The organism is Variovorax sp. LjRoot290, from assembly GCF_964253985.1.
Lineage (GTDB): Bacteria > Pseudomonadota > Gammaproteobacteria > Burkholderiales > Burkholderiaceae_C > Variovorax.
Genome location: NZ_CAXURW020000002.1, coordinates 203,145 through 222,624, shown reverse-complemented (window position 1 = coordinate 222,624; position 19,480 = coordinate 203,145). Strand labels below are relative to the sequence as shown.

At 63.9% G+C, this 19,480-nt stretch carries 11 protein-coding genes and 2 pseudogenes; 6 read left to right on the top strand and 7 right to left on the bottom strand.

Annotation, left to right across the window (positions count from 1 at the left end; genetic code table 11):
- Nucleotides 1–112: 112 nt before the first annotated feature.
- Nucleotides 113–580: pseudogene (locus tag ACSQ9A_RS29945) on the bottom strand (N5,N10-methylene tetrahydromethanopterin reductase); the annotation flags it as partial.
- A 294-nt stretch (nucleotides 581–874) separates the two neighbouring features.
- On the opposite strand from ACSQ9A_RS29945, the gene ACSQ9A_RS29940 reads away from it, so the two are divergent.
- Genes ACSQ9A_RS29940 through ACSQ9A_RS29930 form a run of 3 tightly spaced genes read left to right on the top strand, consistent with a single transcriptional unit; the run spans nucleotide 875 to nucleotide 3,176 of the window.
- Nucleotides 875–1,195, top strand: coding sequence for a hypothetical protein (locus ACSQ9A_RS29940; protein WP_436306548.1), 321 nt, complete (start codon nucleotides 875–877; stop codon nucleotides 1,193–1,195).
- Nucleotides 1,192–2,244, top strand: a complete 1,053-nt coding sequence (locus tag ACSQ9A_RS29935; protein ID WP_436306547.1) for a hypothetical protein — start codon at nucleotides 1,192–1,194, stop codon at nucleotides 2,242–2,244. Before ACSQ9A_RS29940 ends, ACSQ9A_RS29935 begins: the two co-directional genes overlap by 4 nt.
- A gap of 29 nt (nucleotides 2,245–2,273) precedes the next feature.
- Nucleotides 2,274–3,176, top strand: coding sequence for a peptidoglycan-binding domain-containing protein (locus tag ACSQ9A_RS29930; RefSeq protein WP_436306546.1), 903 nt, complete (start codon nucleotides 2,274–2,276; stop codon nucleotides 3,174–3,176).
- A gap of 43 nt (nucleotides 3,177–3,219) precedes the next feature.
- Here ACSQ9A_RS29930 and ACSQ9A_RS29925 read toward each other — a convergent pair.
- The 5 genes and pseudogenes from ACSQ9A_RS29925 to ACSQ9A_RS29905 form a co-directional block, all read right to left on the bottom strand.
- Nucleotides 3,220–3,410, bottom strand: a pseudogene (locus tag ACSQ9A_RS29925) (relaxase/mobilization nuclease domain-containing protein); the annotation flags it as partial.
- Between the two features lie 564 nt (nucleotides 3,411–3,974).
- A complete protein-coding gene (locus ACSQ9A_RS29920; RefSeq protein WP_436306545.1) occupies nucleotides 3,975–5,417 on the bottom strand; it encodes a hypothetical protein in 1,443 nt (480 codons plus the stop codon).
- Between the two features lie 252 nt (nucleotides 5,418–5,669).
- Nucleotides 5,670–7,985 (bottom strand): M6 family metalloprotease domain-containing protein, encoded by a 2,316-nt coding sequence (locus tag ACSQ9A_RS29915; RefSeq protein ID WP_436306544.1) that lies wholly within the window; start codon nucleotides 7,983–7,985, stop codon nucleotides 5,670–5,672.
- A gap of 300 nt (nucleotides 7,986–8,285) precedes the next feature.
- Nucleotides 8,286–9,101, bottom strand: coding sequence for a class I SAM-dependent methyltransferase (locus ACSQ9A_RS29910; RefSeq protein ID WP_436306543.1), 816 nt, complete (start codon nucleotides 9,099–9,101; stop codon nucleotides 8,286–8,288).
- A 405-nt stretch (nucleotides 9,102–9,506) separates the two neighbouring features.
- Nucleotides 9,507–10,256 carry an adenylate/guanylate cyclase domain-containing protein gene (locus ACSQ9A_RS29905; RefSeq protein ID WP_436306542.1) on the bottom strand — a complete coding sequence of 250 codons (750 nt, stop codon included), beginning with the start codon at nucleotides 10,254–10,256 and terminating at the stop codon, nucleotides 9,507–9,509.
- Between the two features lie 496 nt (nucleotides 10,257–10,752).
- Here ACSQ9A_RS29905 and ACSQ9A_RS29900 point away from each other — a divergent pair, with 496 nt between their 5' ends.
- The 3 genes from ACSQ9A_RS29900 to ACSQ9A_RS29890 are packed head-to-tail and all read left to right on the top strand — an operon-like array spanning nucleotide 10,753 to nucleotide 19,101.
- A complete protein-coding gene (locus ACSQ9A_RS29900) occupies nucleotides 10,753–14,415 on the top strand; it encodes a cytochrome P450 (RefSeq protein WP_436306541.1) in 3,663 nt (1,220 codons plus the stop codon).
- 9 nt (nucleotides 14,416–14,424) lie between these two features.
- On the top strand, nucleotides 14,425–17,019 hold the full coding sequence (locus ACSQ9A_RS29895) for an ATP-binding protein (protein ID WP_436306540.1): 2,595 nt from the start codon (nucleotides 14,425–14,427) through the stop codon (nucleotides 17,017–17,019).
- 45 nt (nucleotides 17,020–17,064) lie between these two features.
- Complete coding sequence (locus tag ACSQ9A_RS29890) at nucleotides 17,065–19,101, top strand: MFS transporter (protein WP_436306539.1); 2,037 nt, start codon at nucleotides 17,065–17,067, stop codon at nucleotides 19,099–19,101.
- Here ACSQ9A_RS29890 and ACSQ9A_RS29885 read toward each other — a convergent pair.
- A complete protein-coding gene (locus tag ACSQ9A_RS29885) occupies nucleotides 19,065–19,451 on the bottom strand; it encodes a hypothetical protein (protein ID WP_436307731.1) in 387 nt (128 codons plus the stop codon). The two genes, ACSQ9A_RS29890 and ACSQ9A_RS29885, sit on opposite strands and share 37 nt — an antisense overlap.
- Nucleotides 19,452–19,480 lie beyond the last annotated feature (29 nt).

Sequence of the window (19,480 nt, the reverse complement as noted above, 5' to 3'; positions counted from 1 at the left end):
TCTATGTCCGTCAACTGTAGGCAACCGGGAATTCAGGCGCATTCTTCCCAGTTCGTCGCCGGGTGCGCTACCAACAGTGGACACGGACAAGGGCGAGCCCCGGAAGCCGGGTAACCACCGTGCCGCTCAGGTTGAATCCGTCGACGCCGGTCTCGTCGATCCACGACTGCAGCGTCCGCCACATCCGAAGGGTCGCCCACGATGGCCGGATAGGGCCCCCCGAACTTGAAGCGCTCCAGCAGCCGACCCGCGTCCAGCCTTGCTGCTCGGCTGTGTGCGCGGCGGATTCGTTCGCTTCGTGTTGCCGTAGGCGATCGGTATATCGAGGCCGTAGACCGCGAAGTCGATGTCGGAGCTGCCGGCCTGGAACACCGCCGGCGTGCGCTGCGGCGAAGGCTCGCTGGAGTGATAGCCGTCCACGTTGCAGTAGCGGGCCCTCGTGGCCGCACCTTACGGACCCGCGCCGGCTCGGCAAACACGCGCACGGCCTTGCCGGCGCGCACCGCGCGTAGTCGTCCCAGCTTCCTTCCCGGAGCTTGTAGAGCACCTACAGGAACTCGTCGACGCGGTCGTAGCGCTCTGCAGATCGAAGTCGTCGGCCGCGACGCCAACGCTGACGTCCCGGCACGGCCTACTCATTTTGTGTGATGCCGAACGCGGACAAGCGGTAGACCATTGTTGAAACTTTTTACGCGAAGCAATCCAAGTGAACATAGGCCACACGAACGAAGGAGGCTCGTCGACGAGTCTCGAAAGTTCGGATTGCGCTGCGATCGGACTGAGGTCCTCTGCTGCCAATGTCAGGTTGCTCATCTCGTTTGCATCACGTGCCTTCTGCGCAGCACTTGTCGTTGGTACAGCTGGCTGCGTCACGGTGCACATCGAAGAAAAGGGAGGAGGCGTTCGTACCAGTCGACAGATGGGGATCCTGCATGTCCAACTGGTGAATCCCGAACAGGCAATTGCCGGATCCCTTTCAGGTGTCGGCGTGGTCGCCGCGCCGCTCGGTTGGAGCGTTGGCTACACCCGTCAGCGCTGGGCGTTGATCGGCAATGGCTGCCGCGCCGTGGTGTGGTTGGCGCCCGGCCAGATTGACGAAAAGATGAGAAGCGATCTTGTGCGCGCTGCAGGCGTTTGCCTACTCGAGGATGAGGGCGTGGCGCGAACGGAAGCATCAATGGAGACGAAGCTATGAACACGTTCATCCCCGGGTACTTGAGCGCGCTAGCGCTGTCGTCGTTGGCAGGCTGCAGCGCGACCAATCCGCCATTGATGTTTGGCGATACCACGACGTTCGGCGTGCGGCTAGGCAACGATACGGCCACCGGCGGAGCATCTGTGTCTCTCGGCTACAAGGCACAGAGCATCGCTGTCGTGCCGGTTTCGGTCCTGGATGAAACGGGCACGCCCAGATTGCTCAAGGGACACGCGCAAGGCCAGGCCGAAAACGGCGACAAGGTCGACGCAATGTCGGTCTTTGCGTCGTTCGAAAGCGCCGCGCCGGCATCCGGCACTCCACAGGAATCGACCGTGCGTCTGGGCCAGGTGTTCTCCACAGGTCTGGCGGCGCAGTCCCTGACGATGGGCTATGTTTGCCGCGAGAATGCCGACCCCGGATGCACGCGGACTGCCGCCACCACAGCGCTGCAGTCGGCCGCCTCCGCCGATGCTGCGGCCGCTTCGGCGACCAGCGCGGCCCGGGCGGCAAACAGCGCGGCGGCCAAGGTCGCGTCGGCTCTCGCCGATCGGCCGATACGGGTCGTCGAGTCGGCAAAGCGCGAGGTGGAAAGTGCGGTCCCGGCGAGCGATCGACCCTACCAGTCGCCCCTGCTCTTTCTTCGCACCGACGTCGTCGGCATCGACATCGGTGGCTCGCTGGCGCAGCAAGGTCTTCAGTTCAGCCTCGGCTACAACAACCGCAATCTCGCCCTGATTCCCGTCTATGCGCAAGGTGCCGGCAAAAAGGTCGTGCGAATCACTGGCCGCACCGAAGCCGACGACGGCGAGCCGTCGCTCGACGTCCTCTCCGTGATGGGCCAGTTCAAGACGAACACGCAGACCACGCGGCTCGGCTTCGGGCTTGACCGCTACTTCGCGACCGGCGTCGCCGCACGCAACCTCGGTCAGAGCGTTGGCGCAGCAATCGCCAAGGTGCCCCCGGCCGATGCGCCCGCGCCGGGCGGGGCGGTCGCGGCGGTTCGCAGCGGTGCAGCGCCGGTCGCACTAGCCGAGACGGTCAAGTAGCCACCTGAACCAATAAAGCGAGACATGCCATGGCCAGAAGAAAAAACGCACCTGAGGCGCGCAAGCCCGCTCTTCTCGAGGGCAGCGAATTGCGCGAAGGCGAAGAACTCGACGAAGGCGATGAGTTGGACGAAGGCGAGGAATTGCGTGCTTTCAGCCGCTTCGCCGGCGCCACAGCGCTGCGCCGCACGGCCAGCATGGCCACGTCTCCCCTGCCCTTCTCCGGCGTCACTGGAGCGGATGTGCTGTCTCTCGCGCGCCTCCATATCGGCGAGAAATATGTGCTTGGTGCGAGGGCGCCGATGAGCAACGCAGACTGGACGGGTCCGTGGGACTGCGCCGAATTCGTCTCGTGGTGCGTCTACCAGAAGGGCAAGATTCTTTTCGGCACGGAGCCGCGCACGGATCCGATGCTGGCCGATGCTTACACGGGGTTCTGGCTCCAGCAGGCGCGCAGCACAGAGGGAAGCCTCATCGACCTGCGCGACGCCGCCGGCATTCCCGGTGCCGCGGTGCTGCGCCGGCCGATGAGCGGACAGATCGGTCACATCGTGCTGTCCGACGGGCGCGGTGGAACCATAGAGGCCCACAGTAGGCTGCGCGGCGTTATTGCTGGCACCTTGAGCGATCGGCGCTGGGACTGTGGAATTCTGGTGCCGGGCATCCGCTACACGCGCTCCGATGAGCCTGTCGATCTCAAGCCCGTTATGGAGGGAACCCTCCGGCTGACCACTCCCTTGATGGAGGGCGACAGGGTTCGCCACCTTCAGCAGCGCCTCCGCGAGCTCGGCCTCATGGTCGGCGAAGCCGACGGCATTTTCGGCCCCCAAACGGCGCATGCAGTGGGCATCTTCCAAATGCGAAGCGGGCTGGTTTCCGACGGCGAGGTGGGCAGCCAGACACGCGCAGCGCTCGGCCTGCCGTCGGACTGAAGGCACGGGCGTGAGCGCATGCACATCCGGCGGCGTAGCGCTACCGCCATTTCCGCAGCGTGTCCTTGCGGATGTAGGGAGCGCTTGCCCGGTTCGAACTCGTGCTCGCTCTTGACCCAGATGCGCGTGCGGGTGCGGCTGGTCGGTGTGGAGCACCAGGGCATAGCGGTACTGCAGCGCGAAGTTTTCGCGCGCGAACACACGCACCGCGGCCAACACCTTCTCCGCAGGCGTGCAACAGGCTACGCAACTCTATGGATTGGGAAGTTCAGAGCTCGGACGGAACGATCGTGGGTCGCCCGTCCCATCCATTGAAATGTCTACGGCTAAATAGTTCAAGCTGACCTCAGATGGAACGCTGGCATGAGCTCGGCGGACGTCGAGCTGTTCGACAATACTCGGGTTTCCGCTTCCGCTCGCGTACAAATGCATCGACGTCCAGGGAGGCGAGGTCTACCGCGGCGCTCCCGGCAGTGCTAGGAGTACCCGGACGACATTGACGGGTTGCGTGGCTGATGGGCAAGATATCGGAGTACCGATAAGCCGTTGACGAGTTCCTTGAAGCCGCAGGCTTCAGGACCGATGACCTTGTTGGATTCGTTCCGATCTATCGTCGGCAGCGATGTGATCTACGGCAACCTCGTGAAGTATCTCAGCACGAGTTCCTTGACGATGAAGACTGACTATTGGCCGTCCGGGGACGGGGCCGATCGCTGACGGGCTCAGGCGGAGTGCCGACAGTCCGGACCCGTGAGCGCGCGCCTCAAATCCGGCGCACTCGCTTCACCGATTTGCTAGTCAAGGCCTCGTCTCACTCACAAAGCCGTCGATCGCGCTGCCGATGAGTCGCCCGTGTTCGACGCGATAGATGTCGCTGTGGCCGCGGCCGCCCGTCTCAAACGCGTTCTCGGAGATTAGGTCGTCGGCACTGATGTAATAAATCTTGCTGCCTTCGGAGCGTTGCACTGCGACGCGGCCGTCGGCCGAAGCTGTGCCGCAATTGATCTCGGGGTTTTTGCGCCCGCAGTACTCCGAGTAGCTTCTCGAGTCGCCCACGTACTCACCATAAATTCGGCCCCAAATCGCGCCTCTGACCGCGCCATCATGGGAGGAAGCGGTGAGCACGAACCTTTCGACATGACTGCAACGGTTCTGGAAACGCAGCCCGTCCTCTTTGGCTCCGAAGATTCGCTTGGCCATGAAAGCGCCTTGCAAATTGACCACGACGTCCACCTTCGCAAGCGAGATCGGCGCGTCTTCCTTATGAGGAAGGATGCCTGGCCCCGCGCAAGCCGCGACGGTGACGGCCCTGCTCCCGAAACTGTGTCCCACCACGACGAGTTTTGCTGCCGAGCTAGCCTTGGTTCTCGCATTCGGGATCGTTCGATGCAGCAGGGTACCTAGCCAGGTGATTCCGACTTCGTCCGCATCGTCCGCCTTCGTGCCGAAGCTCAGCAGCTTGATAGCCGGGTCGGCCCATTTGCTGTTCCATTGGCTCGGCCAAGTCATGCCGATGACCAGCGGCCTGAACCGGTCGACGGATCGGCCGCTAGTCGTCCGCTGCGCCCGCGGTTGCTCTCTGCGTGCAGCAATCAGGTTCAAGGCGATCGAATTCATGTTCCGAACTGCCTCCTCTTGGACGGTGTTCCATCCCAGCACGACCACCAGCAGATGCGTATATTTCTTTTCTCCCATCGGGTACCCAGGAGACAGCGGCTCCTTCAAGGCTTCCGCAAGCGACGCTTCGAGCAGGTTCATGCCTTCCCAACTGTTCGAGTACGCCTGGGCAGGGTCCCATACTCGCGGCGTCGAAGGACATTCGGGCGCGATCTGCGTTTTGCGAGCGCTCTCGTCGATGTTGTAAGCGTTGAAGACGAAGCAGTTCCGGTGGGCAGAGACATCCCGATGAGTCTTGACGACATGGGTAACCATCATGAGCTTTCCGTCATCGAGTTTCGATGCCGGCTTCAACTCGCTGTCGCGAAGCCTGGCCTGATTCTTCTCGACCTTTTCGGCGTCGCCTGTCCCCAGTACGCTTCTCGCGACCTTCTCCACGCCGACGAGATAGCCATCGAACTTCGGGCTGACTTCGGACGGATAGTAGACCGCAGCATGGTAGAGACTGGTGATCGGGCCGTCCGTTCCGAGCTTCTCCTCAGCGGCAGCGAATCGGCGCTTTTCCGACGCGCATCCGACCAAGAAAACGACGGCGCCGACTAACATCAAGTTGATCAGTCTCATATCCACTCCTCGTGCTATGGAGGTCTATTTTTTGACCTCTAGCGGACAAGGCGGCTTCACCTGAAGTGGTGGGCCGAGCAGCGCTAGAGACGTTCGGCGTCTCGTCGAGCTTGGCCGCGCGGGGCCAGCAACTCCATGCAAATCAATGCCTGATATTCATCGACCCTGTTCGCCCAGAACCTTCGGCGAGACCCGCTGCCAGGGGGCGATCCTCAGTCAATCGCGCCTCAGTCGCCTGGATAACAGCCGCCGTCAGACTGCGGCGGGGTGCAGCGTCAGCCTCCACTTATTGAGCTTGCCCACGTCCTCGGCCGCCAGATCGGCAATCTTCAAGGTCCAGTTGCCGGCCAGCGGCTGACCGGCCAACTGTGCCAGGGCCGGCGTGGTGGCAGGGGTGTACGTGGCGACGATGTCATCGGCATTGCCGCCGGTGCCGGCGTGCAGCACCACCTCGGTCCCCGCGGGTGAAGCCAGGCTCACGCGCAGGTCGCCAATGAAGGGGTGGCTGATGTCCACTTCCACCTCGACCTGCGCCAGTGTGGTGTTGCCCGTAGCCTGCAGATTGCGAGTGATGCCCGCGCTTTGGTTGTCCGGCACGGTGACGCCGGCGCTGTCTTCCAGCACCTGCGGGCTGGTCGTATCCACCACGCCGGCTGCGGGTGTGACCACCAGGGCCCAGCGCTGCAGCTGGCCCTGATCCATGGCTGCCAGATCCTGCACCTTGAGCCGCCAGGGGCCCTGCGCCGCCTGGCCGCGCAATGTGGCCAGTGCCGGCAGCGCGGCCGCGTCCAGCACCAGCTTCATCCCCTGAGGCACGTTGCCCTGCTGACGGTTGTGCAGCACTATGGCGGCCCCCACCGGCGGCACCAGCGTCACGACCAGGTCGCCCGGCCAGCTGTGGGTGATGTCCACCTCTACCTTCAGCGAGTCCACCATCAGGCCAACTGGCAGGTCCAGCGTTTCAGTGATGCCGCTGGCCTGGTTGTCCGGAATACTGCGGTCCGGTGTCGCCTCGAAACGCTGCGCCGCCGCTGGCGGAGTGCTGCCGCCCAGCTGGCAGCGGAACTGCATCTGCAGCCCGGCCGGCGAGATGCCGTCCACCACCAGTTGGGAGGACGTGCCGTCCCACCAGCGGCTGGCCGGCGTGGTGTCGTCGCCAAAGCGCGCCGCGGCACCGGCGAACAGGTCGCCCGCGTCGCCCCAGCTGTCGCCGCCACGCTCGAACTGGAACTGGCCGTCGGCCTGCTCCAGCGAGCACTCGTAGTGCCGCGCAGGGCTCATCTGCTCGAAGTTGTTGCTGCCTTCTTCGTCGATGTGCCAGATGGCCAGGCCCTGGCCGGGTAGCGCAGTGTCGCGGCCGGTCTTGTGGCGGGCCTCGAAAAGGAAGTACTCCTTGTCGTCCTTGGCCAGTAGCGCGAACTCGTTGGCGCCGGCCTTCAGACTGAACTGACGGTCGTGTTCAACGGTGAACACGTGGGTCGCCCACCCCGACAAGCGCTTGAGGTAGGCGCCGATCTGCGTGGGGTTCTTGGGGTTCATGTTCGCGCCACTGCACATCAGGCACCAGGCACCCACGCCGCCGGACTCGTCGCCGTAGTCGTACAGGTCCGGGTAGTCGCACAGCATGTGGCCGTTCTCGTGGCAGAAGGTGCCCAGCGTGAGCTCGTCGCCCATGCTGGTGAACTGGTAGTCCATGGCCCGCTTCGCGCCGGCCAGCGGCACCGGCGTGCCAATGTGGAAGGCGTGCGGCCACAGGCCCTTGCTCCAGTTGTTGACCGTGGGGCCGGCGTAGTACACGTTCATGGCGTAGACGTAGTTGCTGCCGTCCACCGTGAGCGCGGAAAAGTCGAAGCCCTGCGCCTTCCAGTGCGCCAGCGCCTCGTTAATGAGCTCGCGTGCACGAATGGGCTGCTCCACCGACTCGTCGGTGTAATAGCTGCGCTCCCTCTTGGCACGGTAGTACGGCGCGATCACGTTCGTGTAGCGGCAGCGACCCAGGGAGTTGTCCAGGAAGTAGTCGTGCACCGAGCCGCTGTTGCCGAATCCGCTGTAGCCCGACTGGTTGCAAAACCGCTCCACCTCGTCGCGGGTGATGGTGCCCGGCACGTCGGGAAACTCCACCAGCAGGCACAGGCCGACGAAGTCGCCCACCGTGCCGCGGCGCGGCGGCGCCGCCAGCACGCCGGCGCCGCGCGCGGCCAAGTGGCGCAGCGCGCGGGCTTCGATCTGGCGTTCGCGCCGGCGCTCTTCGCAGCGACGCCCGCTCATGGCCAGCGCTGATTCCCGTGCAAGTATCCGGGTGCGCTCGGCGCGCAGCCGCACCGACAGCGGCACCCCGGCGCCGGCGGCGTCCGCGCTGGAGCGCAAGCCAGGCATGGGCTCCAGGTTCATGCCATCGGGCGAGGGCTGGGCCACCTCCCACCAGCGGGTGGCCGCGTTCTGCACCACGGTGTAGCCCTCGGGTGTCTCGAAGCGGGCGTGGTGCTGGTTTCCCCAACCGCGCACGGTGATGGCGCTGCCGTCGGGTTGCGTGAATTGGAAGGTCTGGCCGGCGAAGGGTAGGGACATGGCGTGCCTCGCATCAATCGAAGGTTGATGCAAACACGGTAGTTCATCGCCTCTCCCCACACATCGTTCGAATTGGGGAGCTCCCCTGGCGGCGTCCCTCCCTTGAATGAGGACGCCGGAGGTCGCGTGATGGACGTGCGGACCGATCTCGACCGGGCCCGGGCTTTTTTCCGAGTCGACTGACCTGCGTCAGAAGATGCAGGAGGCCGGGGCGGTCGACACGCCGGACGTTTACTTTCTGAACAGCTGAAGCACCGCGGAAGGAGCGGCGTCGACCTGCGTGATGCGCCGGTTCGGCGCTTATTGTCGGCAGCTCGACTGTCCCTTGAGGCGCGGACTCGATGCAAGCACGTGGAGCGATAGTGGCGCAATCCGTGTCTCATCCAGCACGGCGGCGGCATGGGCGACATCCGCTCCCGCGGTCGGCTCGCCCAGTCTGTCGACGACCAAGCCCGCCCCGATGATGGCATCGAACCATTGACTCAATGTCAGGTGGAAGATGGGTGTGCTGAACGGGTGCACCGTGCTGCGTTCCTGTTCCGTCAGAGTCGAAAACCACCAGTTGTCGACCCGACCATCCGTTGACTCGAAGTAGCCGCCTATCTCGATAGCTCGCGCCCTGCCGTTTCGGTTGCGAAGTACCTTGCGATAGGGAGGCACGAAGCACGGATGGAGAATCGAAAACTGTAGAAATCCCCCGGGTCGAAGGACCCGACTGGCCTCTTGAAGAGCGCGGACTGGGTCCGGCATGTCCATGAACGACATGAATGCCGTGACGAAGTCGAAGGAGCCCGAATCGAAGGGAAGCGCCATGGCGTCGGCGACCCGGTAGTCGATGTCGAGCAGTTCAGCCTTCTCGAATTCCCGCGCGTGGCGGATGAAGGTGGGAGCGATATCAACCGCGGACATCCTGGCGCCCAGCCTGGCGAGGTTTCGGGTGTTCGAGCCCTCACCACATCCGACATCCAATCCGCGCAATCCGGAAACTGGCGGCAGCATGCTGAAGAAGGCGGGACTGTTCAAGGCATCCCGGAAAACGTCGACGCCACGGCGCGCCTGCTGTGTCCAGGCGTCGGCGTTGGCCTCCCAGTTTCTGGCGACTTCGCTAGCATCCATCGGCACCTCTCTTCGCGCTCACAGTCCGGAAATTGGCGATTTGGAGCCATCAGAGTGAAGCAGTCATCCTTAATCGAGAGGAAAGGCTGCAGCGTGTCAGATCTGACCCGCGCCGCCCGAGCACGACGCGCGCCTCGCTGGGTTCATGGTGCTGCGCAGCGTCGAAGATGAGGACCTCATCGAGGATGAGGAGATCCACAGCGCATGTGAGGCCAGGTGCGGGTTTGAGGCAAGGACGGACCTGATTTTTGGAGCCGCCTCGTCAACGCCTGCGCCTGGGGGCGTCCCGGCCGTGGTCGCTCGATGCGCATGAATCGAACTCCCCTGCCGCTTGTCGCCCCCGGCAGCGTGTCCCGCGCCCGGCTCGGTCGGCCGGCCAGGTAGACAGTCGGTCCAAACGGCCACCTATCGAACTGCCCTGGGTCCACTATCTTCAGGCCTTGTGCCATCAACGGCTTGCGCGGACCTCGGCGAGATCATGCTGACGCTCTCGTCGCGTGTTCGAATGGCCGTCGGTGCCAGCACAAGTGCGCTGTGCGATGCGCGCCGTGACCAGGAATGGCCGAGGACCGGATACACCTGGATCGGATCAGGCCAGCCCCTGACCCCCAGCGACAACCGCTCGCCGACGGAAAACTGGCTCAGGCGAGGCCCGATCACGTCTTCAGTCGCGAGAATGTCATTGCGCTCCGCAAGGCTGGACAGTCGCGCGGCCAGGTTGGGGACATTGCCAACCACGTCGAAGCGGCCCCGCTCCAGGTCGCCGCATTCCAGATAGGTCCATCCCGCATGGATACCCGAATGCAACGCCGCGCAGGATCCTCCTGAATTCAGGGCGATTGCACTCACGGCACGGCGAAGTTCCAATGCACAGCAGATGGCCCCCTGGCTGCCATCGTCCGGCGAGCCCTCCAGCCCGAAGATCGCCAGCATGCCGTCACCTTGAAGTCGTGCGACGATGCCCCGGTGGCGCGCAACAGTGGATCTGCAGAGGATCCTCAGATCGCGAAGAAGAGCTACGAAATCCAGGCAGTCCATCTGCGCGGCCAGTCCGACCGAGCTGCAAAGGTCAGTGAACAGGACGGTGACGTAGCGCATGGAACTGCCGAAGTCGAGCCCTTCGGCAGGCTCGCGTGCCTGAAGCCCGGCGCTCAATCGGTTGGAGCCTCCCCTCCGGGGCAGGACCGTCCAGGGGACTGACGCGTCGGCGCCAAGGTGCAGGTTGTGACGCGCGGGGCGTCTGCCAACGAGAGCAGGGATAGGCTTGCGTATCAGGACGATGCCTCCATCGGAAGTCGAGGCGCTGATCCGAGGTATGACACCGGTTCCATGCCTCGGCTCGCTCCTGTGCAAGCCAGAGGACTCACCTCTTCCCGCTGTTCCGGCGGCGAGCGGCTGGCCTTTCAGCGCGGCGGGCGAAACAAAGGCAGGGTGGCGGCCGCTCTGAGAGTCAGATGTGCAGGCTTTCGGCTCCATGTTGCCCTCCAAGGCCGGGGCGTTCCCGGGTCAGGGCAATGTCGCGCTGAAACACCTTTCAGGTCTTTGGGCCTACCCTGAAAGATGGAGATTTGGTCGGAAGAGGTGTTGTAACCAGAAAGTCTGCATGGCAGGATGACCGCCCCCACGAACGAAGAACGGATGGAGGTTCATCATGCCGGACGACGCTGTTCAGGAAAAAAGTGGTAGCGGCTTGAGCTTGGCGATGGCGCTGGAAGATCCCGGCAAGCTCGAAGAGTTGATGACCCGCCTGGAGGGTTCTCCGACGAAGGAGCGCATCGACGCCGCCTTTCGTGAGATGAAGACCATCCACTATGCGCGCTTCCTCTCCCTGAGGAGCCAAGGCACGCTTCTGGTCATCGCGGAGTTTGACGGGGAAACCGAGCCACTTGTGAGGGCGCTCGCCGCGGCGCTGGATCGCGAGCTCACCCTGATCCTCGGCTATATGAAGGACAGGCCACTGCTCCCGGTGGGCACGCATCAGGACGAGTTCTGGACCTATGTGCAGGGCAGGCTCCAGGGCGACATGTCGCTCTTCTCCGCCTATCCGAAGAAGACGGTGCGGGCCATTGTCGAGGATGGGGCGGTCGCGCAGCCGCCCGCGCCGCGACAGCCAGCGTCAGGCCGCAACGCTTCGGAGAACGGAATCTCCGACAGCCCCGTGGTTGGAGGCGGCTTCAGCCTGATCATGACGCTCGAAGATCCTCGCATGATGCGAGAGCTCATGACTCGGCTGGTGAATCCGTCGACGAAAGGCCGCATCGACGCCGCACTGGAGTCCCTCGACTACGTCCACTTCGCGCGCTTCCTGCCGCTGCCGGAGCTTGGTTTGCTAATGATCGTCACGGAGTTCGACGGCGTGATGCGCGACTACGTATTGGACTTCGCGGCCGTGCTGGACCGCGAGTTCTCGATGATTCTGGGCTACATGAAAGAGCGGCCGCCGCTTCCGGTGAGTGAGTATCCGAACGAGTTCTGGGACTATGTCGAGAAACACATCGAGCCAAATACCTCGTTGTTCTCCGCCTATCCCGACAAGACCGTTCTCGACATCGTCGGTCCGGAAAAGCGCAAGAAGCTGCCCCCGCGGCCCCAGATTCCGCCGGTGACCGTGAATCAGGAGGATGTGCAGGCGAACGTGCTTCGGAGCTTTGGCGCGACCGAGGCGTTTTACTACTACCTGAACTTTCCGGACTCGGAACAGGGCCGCCGGTTTGTTGCCGAATTCAAGGCCACGCCGGGCGGATACAAGCCGGCGCTGAACGAATCGTGTCGCAACATTGCCTTTACCTACGCTGGCCTTCAAGCGCTCCAGTTGCCAGAGACTGTGCTGGACGCTTTTCCCAGGGCATTTCAAGAAGGCCCCGCCAAGCGGGCTGCGCGACTGGACGAAGAGGACAGTGACAGCGCGCCGCGGAACTGGTCGATCGGCCTGCAGGCAAAGGGCGAAGAAGTCCATGCGGTCGTCTCGCTGCACTGCCGGGCTGACGCGAATCCCGGCAGGGCTCGTGCGGAACTGGAGCGGCTGATCACCGAGCACGAGCTCAAGGCATTGCATGGCGCGGACAAGGAGCTCTACAGTCGATCAGCCAGGTCCCTCGGTGACCACAGGGTTCATTTCGGCTACCGGGACGGAATCGCGCAGCCGCGCATCGCAGGCACGTATGAACTGACACCGGGTGGGCCTATGCCGAACGCAGTCCCCGGCGATTTCCTGCTCGGTCCCGACTATGTGAACTCGCGCGGGGGCCGCTACATCGGCAAGCTGCCGGCCGAACTGGCGCTGAACGCAACGTATGCGGCATATCGCGTCATCGAGCAGGACGTTGCCGGCTTTGAGAACTGGCTTCGCGATACGGCCAAGGATCGCGATCTGGATCCGGAGTTGCTCGCTGCCAAATTGGTCGGGCGCTGGAGGGACGGCACCCCATTGACAAACCATGCCTCGCCTTTGGGTGGTGAGGATGCCATGAAGGCCATCAAGGCAGAGAAACTGGACGATTTTGACTACGTCACCCCGGAAGGCACGGATGACGACCAGACCGGCCTGCGCTGTCCGATCGGCGCGCACACGAGGCGCGTCAACCCTCGCGGCGGCATGGTGCTGGGCGTGCCGTGGGGACGGCTCGTTCTTCGCCGTGGCATGCCGTATGGACCGGCATACGACTCGACGGCGGACGACAGCGCGCGCGCGGTGCCGCGCGGGCTGGTGGGCATGTTCATGTGCGGCGACCTGGAGTCCCAGTTCGAGTTCCTGCTCTCCGTGTGGGGACGTCAGGATCTGTCCAGTCCTGGATTGCGGGGGACGCAGGACCCCTTCATCGCCACCAGGCCGACACCCTTCAGCTTCAGCGTCGAAGGCCCTCGGGATGCGATCCCCGTCGAAGTGCCTGCGCTGACAAGGACCAAGGGTAGCCTCTACCTGTTCATGCCCGGGTTGGGTGGCCTTCGATGGATTGGCCAAGGTGCGTGGCTGAAAAGCCAAGCCCAGGCCATCCCAGCACCTCCCAGTGCGGCGGCAGGGAGGACGCGCGCGGCGCTTCCGGCCTTCGTCCCCGGCGGGGTCGCGTTCAGAAACGACCCATACAGGTTCTTTGCGGATTTCAGGGAACACCAGCCCGTCTACAAGGTTGCAGGCGGGCACAACAGTCTCTGGGTGTTCAGTAACGACTTGGTGAGAGAGGTTTGCGAGAAGAAGGAACTGTTCCTCAAGCCGGGAAAAAATCGCGCCCCACAGCGCATGCCTTTCGGCATCAATGGCGAAAGCGCCGATGGCCTGTTCTTCATGGATCCACCGCGGCATGGCGAGGTCAGGCCGGTGATGGAGGGCCTGCTCGGGGACTCGGTCAAGCGCGTGCTGGGGCACGAGCCGGAGAAGGGGAGGCTCAATCCAGCTCTCCTGGACCGGAGCAAGGATCTGCTCGCACGACTGCACGGCGCGCCGACGATGAACCTGGTCGAGCAATTTGCGTCCAGATTGCCGACGGATGTTTTCATGGAGGTCATGGGCATCCCCTCCGATTCTGAGCGCCTGCACGTCGAGCACTGGGCACGTGCCATGCTGAAAGGGCACGATCCCGACGCACTGCCCCAGATGCGGTCCGCCGCGGGGACCGCCAGCCTCGCAATGCACGCATATTTCGCAGGGGTGGCAAGTGTTCAAGGCGCCAGCGATCAACCCTGCACCCTCATGTCGGGCATGCGAAGCCAAGGCCGCTGTCCGATGTCAAGAGAGACAGGGAACGTGGACGAGAGCATGAAAGCAAAGCCCATGAGCATGGACGAGATCACCAACACTGCATCGCATTTCGCGCTGGGTGGCTTTCTCTCGACCGAGTTCCTCATCACGACCGGGATCTACAACCTGCTTCGCCACCCCGAACAGTGGAAACTCCTCAAAGAGAATCCAGAGTTGCTCGAGAACGCGGTCTGGGAGATGCTTCGCTACGAGGCCCCGTTCCAGATGGCGGACCGCTGGGTCGCCGAGGACTGTGAAGAAGACTGTTCGCTGGGCGGTTACCCGCTCAGCGCAAAGGACAAGGTCACCGTGGTCTATGGATCGGCGAATCGCGACTCCAAATACTTCGAGAACCCAGACCTGTTCGACATTCGCCGTAAAGAGCACCGCGACCGCATCTATGGATTCGGACACGGCATCCACAATTGCATCGGTGCAACGTTGGCATGGGAGGTGACGAAGGCGGCGGTCGCGGCATTCCTGGATGAATTCCCGAAGGCAAGCCTTGCCGAAGCAACAGGCTGGTGGCCGGACCCCTATTTCCGCTCCCTCACAGAAGTGAAGATCGCGCTCGCATGAGGCGCCTCCATGGTGTCAGGCACGCCCGTCCCCGACGACGAAGGTCCCGTCTACCGCTTTGGACACGCTGAGCTGGATCTCGCCGCCCACGAGCTTCGCATCGAGGGCAAGCGCGCGCCGTTGGGCGCGCGCGGCATCGGGTTGCTTCGGATGCTGGTCGAACGCCGGCGCGGCGCGGTCTCCAAGCACGAACTGCTCGACATCGTTTGGAAAGGCGTGATCGTCGAGGAGAACAACCTCCAGGTACAGATCTCCACGCTGCGCCGGATGCTGGGGCCGAATGCCATCGCAACGATACCGGGGCGAGGCTACCGTTTCATGCTGCCGGTCGATGGCGGCTTCGACGAGGCGGCGGAAGTGCCCCAGATCGCGCAAGGACCGCCAGTGGGCATTTCCGCGCAGCGCGCCGAGGCTGGGAATGTGCCGGCTCGTCTGCCGGAGCTCTACGGTCGCAGCAGCGAGTCCGATACCCTGCAACTGCTCGTGGAGCAGCACCCCCTGGTGTCGATCGTGGGTGCCGCCGGCATTGGCAAGACAAGGCTGGGCGTGGCGGTCGCGGCTGCGCTGGCGCCAAGTTGCCCGGACGGCGTCTGGGTCATCGAGTTTGCGTCGGTGAACGATGGCCAGCTGCTCGTGCAGACAATCGCGCAGGCCATGCGGTTGACGTTGCCGGGATTGCGCGAGCCACTGGACGAGCTGTGCATGGTCTTGCGCGAGCGGCGCGCGCTGCTCGTCATGGACAACTGCGAACACCTGACCGACGAGATCGCAGCCGTGATCGCACGCGTGCTTTGCGATGCGGTGGCGCTGCGCGTCCTGGCCACCACACAGGAACCCCTCAAGCTCGCCATTGAACAGGTTTTTCGCTTGGCGCCGCTGTCGGTCCCCGCGAACGCACAGGTCACCGATCCTGCAGCTTACGGCGCTGTCCGGCTGTTCGTCGAACGGGTCCGCGCGCTACAGCCCTCGTTCAAGCTTGACGCGAGCAATATCGCGGCCTCCATCGACATCTGCCACCGCCTGGACGGGCTACCCCTGGCCATCGAACTTGCGGCGGCGCGTGTTCCGGTGCTTGGCGTAGTCGGGGTGGAGGAGCGCATCGGCGAACGCTTTCGCATGTTGACCGGTGGCTCGCGCTTCGCCCCCAAGCGCCACCAAACGCTGCGCGCGGCGCTGGACTGGAGTCATGCCCTCCTGGATGAGGACGAACGTGCCGTCTATCGCCGTCTGGGTGTCTTCGTTGGCAGCTTTTCACTCGAAGGTGCCCAGGAACTCGCGGCCGCCGGCTCCATCGATGCCTGGTCCGCGCTCGAGCACCTCAGCAGCTTGGTGGAGAAATCCCTCGTCATCGCCGAAGGTGAGCCTCGCCCGCGCTATCGCATGCTCGAGTCGACGCGTGAACATGCGCTCGAGCAGCTGGCGCTCACCGGCGAGACCGATGAATGGATCGCGCGCCATGCGGATGTGACCCGCCACGCCCTGGAGCGTGCCATCAAGCAGCGGCGCCCTGATGCGCTTCTGGCAGAGATGGGCAATGTACGAAGCGCCTATGAATGGGCCTATGGCGGCGGGCGCAATCCCCTCGTCGCGGTCGCGCTGGCCACGCTGCCGTCGATGGTTATTGCAGTGGAGGGGGCAGTGCAGGAGGCGCGCAGGCGGTTGCTGGAAGTCGAACCGCTCGTGAGTGAATCGCTCCCACGCAGTCTGGTCGCCCAGTACTGGCAATGGTACGGCCGCATCGGCCTCGACGGCCGCCTGCCCTCGTCCCGCTGCTCGGAGGCGTTCAGGCGCGCCGAACGCCTGTTCATCGAGCTCGGCAATGACCGCCATGTGCATGCATGCCGGCGCCACATGGCGGAGGCGCTGCTCGATGCGGGGGATCTGCTCGGTGCCGCGCAGGCGCTGGAGCGCGCGAAGTCCATGGAAGACGAGATGTGGCCACTTGCCGACTGCATGCGGCGGCTGCGCGTCGAAGGTCTCTGGCTGGCCAAGGCGGGCCGATCCGACGAAGCCCTGCGCTGCTCGTCGCTGGCCTACGAGAAAGCTCAGGAAGCGGGTATTGATCGCTATCAACTTGTGTTGCTCGACGACATCGCCCGCATCCATCTGGAGGCCGGCAATGCCCACGAAGCTGCAGCGCGCTACCGCGCGCTGGCCGAGCGCTCGCGCCATGCGAACGCAGGCCTGACGCTTTCGAATGCGCTGGCTGGCCTGATCGCGGCTCTGACGGCTGAGGACCAACTCGACGAGGCCGAACTCGTCGCTGGCGAAGCCGTACCGGTGCTTGCACGCTGCGGCATCCTGGTCGCGCGCGCGGACGTACTGGCCTGGTTGATGGCGCGGCGTGGACGCTTCGAATTGGCCACGCGGCTGCTTGGCGCGTCGGATCACTTTCGCGCGGGATGCGAGACGGCACGCGATCCCGTCGAAGAGCGCTGCCGGAAGGAAGCGCAAGCCTTGCTGTCCGCTGCCGTGCAAGAACCCGTGCGGCTGGGCTGGATGCGTGCTGGCGCGGCGGCCAGCGAAGACGACCTCATGGCATCGATGCTGCGCAGTGCGGATCTCATCGTTCCTGGGGAGGCGAGGCCGCAGCGGGACGCCTAATCTCTTCATCGCCACAGCAGCGTTACTCGATCTCAGGAGGCCTCCATGTCCGATGCGTCGACCACCGAATCCCATGCGACGATGGGTATCCCCGGGAGCGCAGGGGCGCTCTCGCCCGCCGGAACCGTCCTGCCTCCGATCACCAAGGTGATCGTCGCCATCCACGGCATAGGCAGCCAGCGGCGCAGCAGCACGATCCGCGCTGTCGCGCGGCGCTTCGGCGATCGCAGCTGTCCGCCCTTGCCCGTCATGCCGCTGGGGTTCTTCTACATCGGCAAGGCCGGTCAGGTTCATGTGAGCCGGCTGGATGCGGAGCCGACCGACCCGCTGGCGAGCATTGGATTTGCCGAGGTCTTCTGGGCAGATATCCCCCGGGCTGTCGTCAAGGAGGAGGACACACTTGAAGAGACCAAGGCATGGGCCAGCTCGGTGGTCAGCCGCGCGCATGCGCTCTACCTGCGTAACGTTCAGGAGCGTCAGCTGCTGCCCGAGGACTTCATGCTCGGCGCCGGTGTCGTCGAGGAAATCATTGAAACGGTAGCCGTGATGGAGAACCTGTTGACCGTGGCGGAAAAGGCGGGGGTCTTCAAATTCGACTTGGCGCCGCTGCTGCGCGACTACGTCGGTGATGTGCAGCTTGTCACCGATTTCAAGTTCTACCGCGACAGGATCGTCTACCGCTTCCACGACGCGATGGCGCAGATCGTGGAGCGCTTCAAACAGGAGTTTCCAGGTTCGCCGGAGATTTACGTCGTCGCCCACAGCGAGGGCACGGTGGTGAGCTTTCTGGGTTTGCTGCAGGCGCTCGCCAAGCCGACGGTAGCAGACCCGATGAATCCCAGCTCTGAGAAGTCAACCGACTGGATTCAGTACGTACGGGGATTCATGACCATCGGCTCGCCGATCGACAAACATCTCGCACTGTGGCCGAAGCTTTGGGAGAAGCTTGACATTCGCGCGCAGATGGACGACGCGGGGCGCATCGTCCTTCCGCCCGGCGGCGGAACGGCGCGTCCCGTGCTTCAGGGAAAAATCAAGTGGCGGAACTACTACGACTTTGGCGATCCGATCGGCTTCAAACTCGATACCGCGATCGAGTTCCTGCAGCTTCAGGGGTGTCAGGCGTTCGAGTTCGATACGCTCAAGCACGACTTTGGCTTCAGCCGGTATTGGCTGCCCGGCAAGGCCCACAACGACTACTGGAACGACACTGAAGTCTTCAGTCATTTCATTGACGACGTCGTCTTGCCACCGCCGAAGCGTAAGGCGCCGGCGCAAGTGCCCAGGAGCCTGGTGGGCAGAGGGATCGTCAGCACGGCCCTGCCCTACGCGCTAACCGCGCTGCTGCACGTCACGGCCGTGTTCGTGCTGCTCAAGGCGCTGACGGCCTTCCTGGGTTCGAACGAGGGGAACACTTCCGTCCTTCAGCCCGACTTCGCGCGCCAAGTGTTCCTGCTGGGCCTGCTCCTGCTGAGTGTCACCATCGCGGCGCGCTTGCCGCGCCTCGTGCGCAAAGGTGACCTCAGATGGCTTGCGCTGGCCCTTGGGGCGCTGACCGTGGGAATCGCGGCGTGCGCAATCTACCTTCCGGATGACGTAGCCGGCTTTGTCGGCGAGGCGTTCAGTCTGTCTGCGCCCGCCAAGCTGTCGCCGCAGCAGCTAGGGCTGTGGGCGCTTGCGGTCGGTTCCGTGATCGTGGCTGCAAGCGGCTGGTTGGCGCCGCGGCGACCGACGTTCGGACGCCGGATACTGCTGGCATCCGGCGCAGTGATGATTCTCTTCATCATCATGGGACGGTTGTTCGATCCCAGCCTCGCGGAACCGGTCTGGCCCGCGGTGCTGGCGGGCGTTGCCTTCCTCTACCTTTGGTGGCTGGGCATCCTGATCTTCGATCTCGCGTTCATTTGGCACCGCTATATCCGCCATTCCGTTGCGGTGGACGTGCTCGCCGATTGGCACCGCGGCCGCGATGCCAGACCGAAGTCGTGGTTCAAGGGGACACCCAACACGGTGCGGGGCCAGCGGGCTGGCGATCAGCCGCAAAGTCAAGGCATCCGAGAGCCGGGCGCGAAGATCGGGTGAACTGCCCGAACGAGACGGACGACAGCTGCGGCTGGCGAGGCCATCGGTGGCAGTGCGCCTGCTGACTGGTCAATCCGTCGGGCCTGCTTCCAGTTCTGCGCCGACGTGCTCTGGGGTCGCACTGGAGGATCGCGCTCTCCACATAGTGGGCGTCCAGATTGGATGGACCTCTTCAGCTGGGCGATCGCAGGCAGGTCGGGAAATGCTCCAGACACCGTCTGGCGTTTCTCGGGCAGGGCTGATTCTCCAGACGATGTCTGGGGAATTCGGCGTGCGCGCGATTGACCAGACAGCGGTTGGTGAATGCGGGCTGTAGGCCAGGCCGTATAGAAGAGCCGCATCTGCCACAGGTTCTGCCGACTGAATCCTCGGCCAAACC

Coding starts and splice junctions, on each gene's coding strand:
- ACSQ9A_RS29935 (WP_436306547.1), top strand. CDS start 1,192: ATGAACACGTTCATCCCCGGGTACTTGAGCGCGCTAGCGCTGTCGTCG.
- ACSQ9A_RS29930 (WP_436306546.1), top strand. CDS start 2,274: ATGGCCAGAAGAAAAAACGCACCTGAGGCGCGCAAGCCCGCTCTTCTC.
- ACSQ9A_RS29920 (WP_436306545.1), bottom strand. CDS start 5,417: ATGAGACTGATCAACTTGATGTTAGTCGGCGCCGTCGTTTTCTTGGTC.
- ACSQ9A_RS29915 (WP_436306544.1), bottom strand. CDS start 7,985: ATGTCCCTACCCTTCGCCGGCCAGACCTTCCAATTCACGCAACCCGAC.
- ACSQ9A_RS29910 (WP_436306543.1), bottom strand. CDS start 9,101: ATGGATGCTAGCGAAGTCGCCAGAAACTGGGAGGCCAACGCCGACGCC.
- ACSQ9A_RS29900 (WP_436306541.1), top strand. CDS start 10,753: ATGCCGGACGACGCTGTTCAGGAAAAAAGTGGTAGCGGCTTGAGCTTG.
- ACSQ9A_RS29895 (WP_436306540.1), top strand. CDS start 14,425: ATGGTGTCAGGCACGCCCGTCCCCGACGACGAAGGTCCCGTCTACCGC.
- ACSQ9A_RS29890 (WP_436306539.1), top strand. CDS start 17,065: ATGTCCGATGCGTCGACCACCGAATCCCATGCGACGATGGGTATCCCC.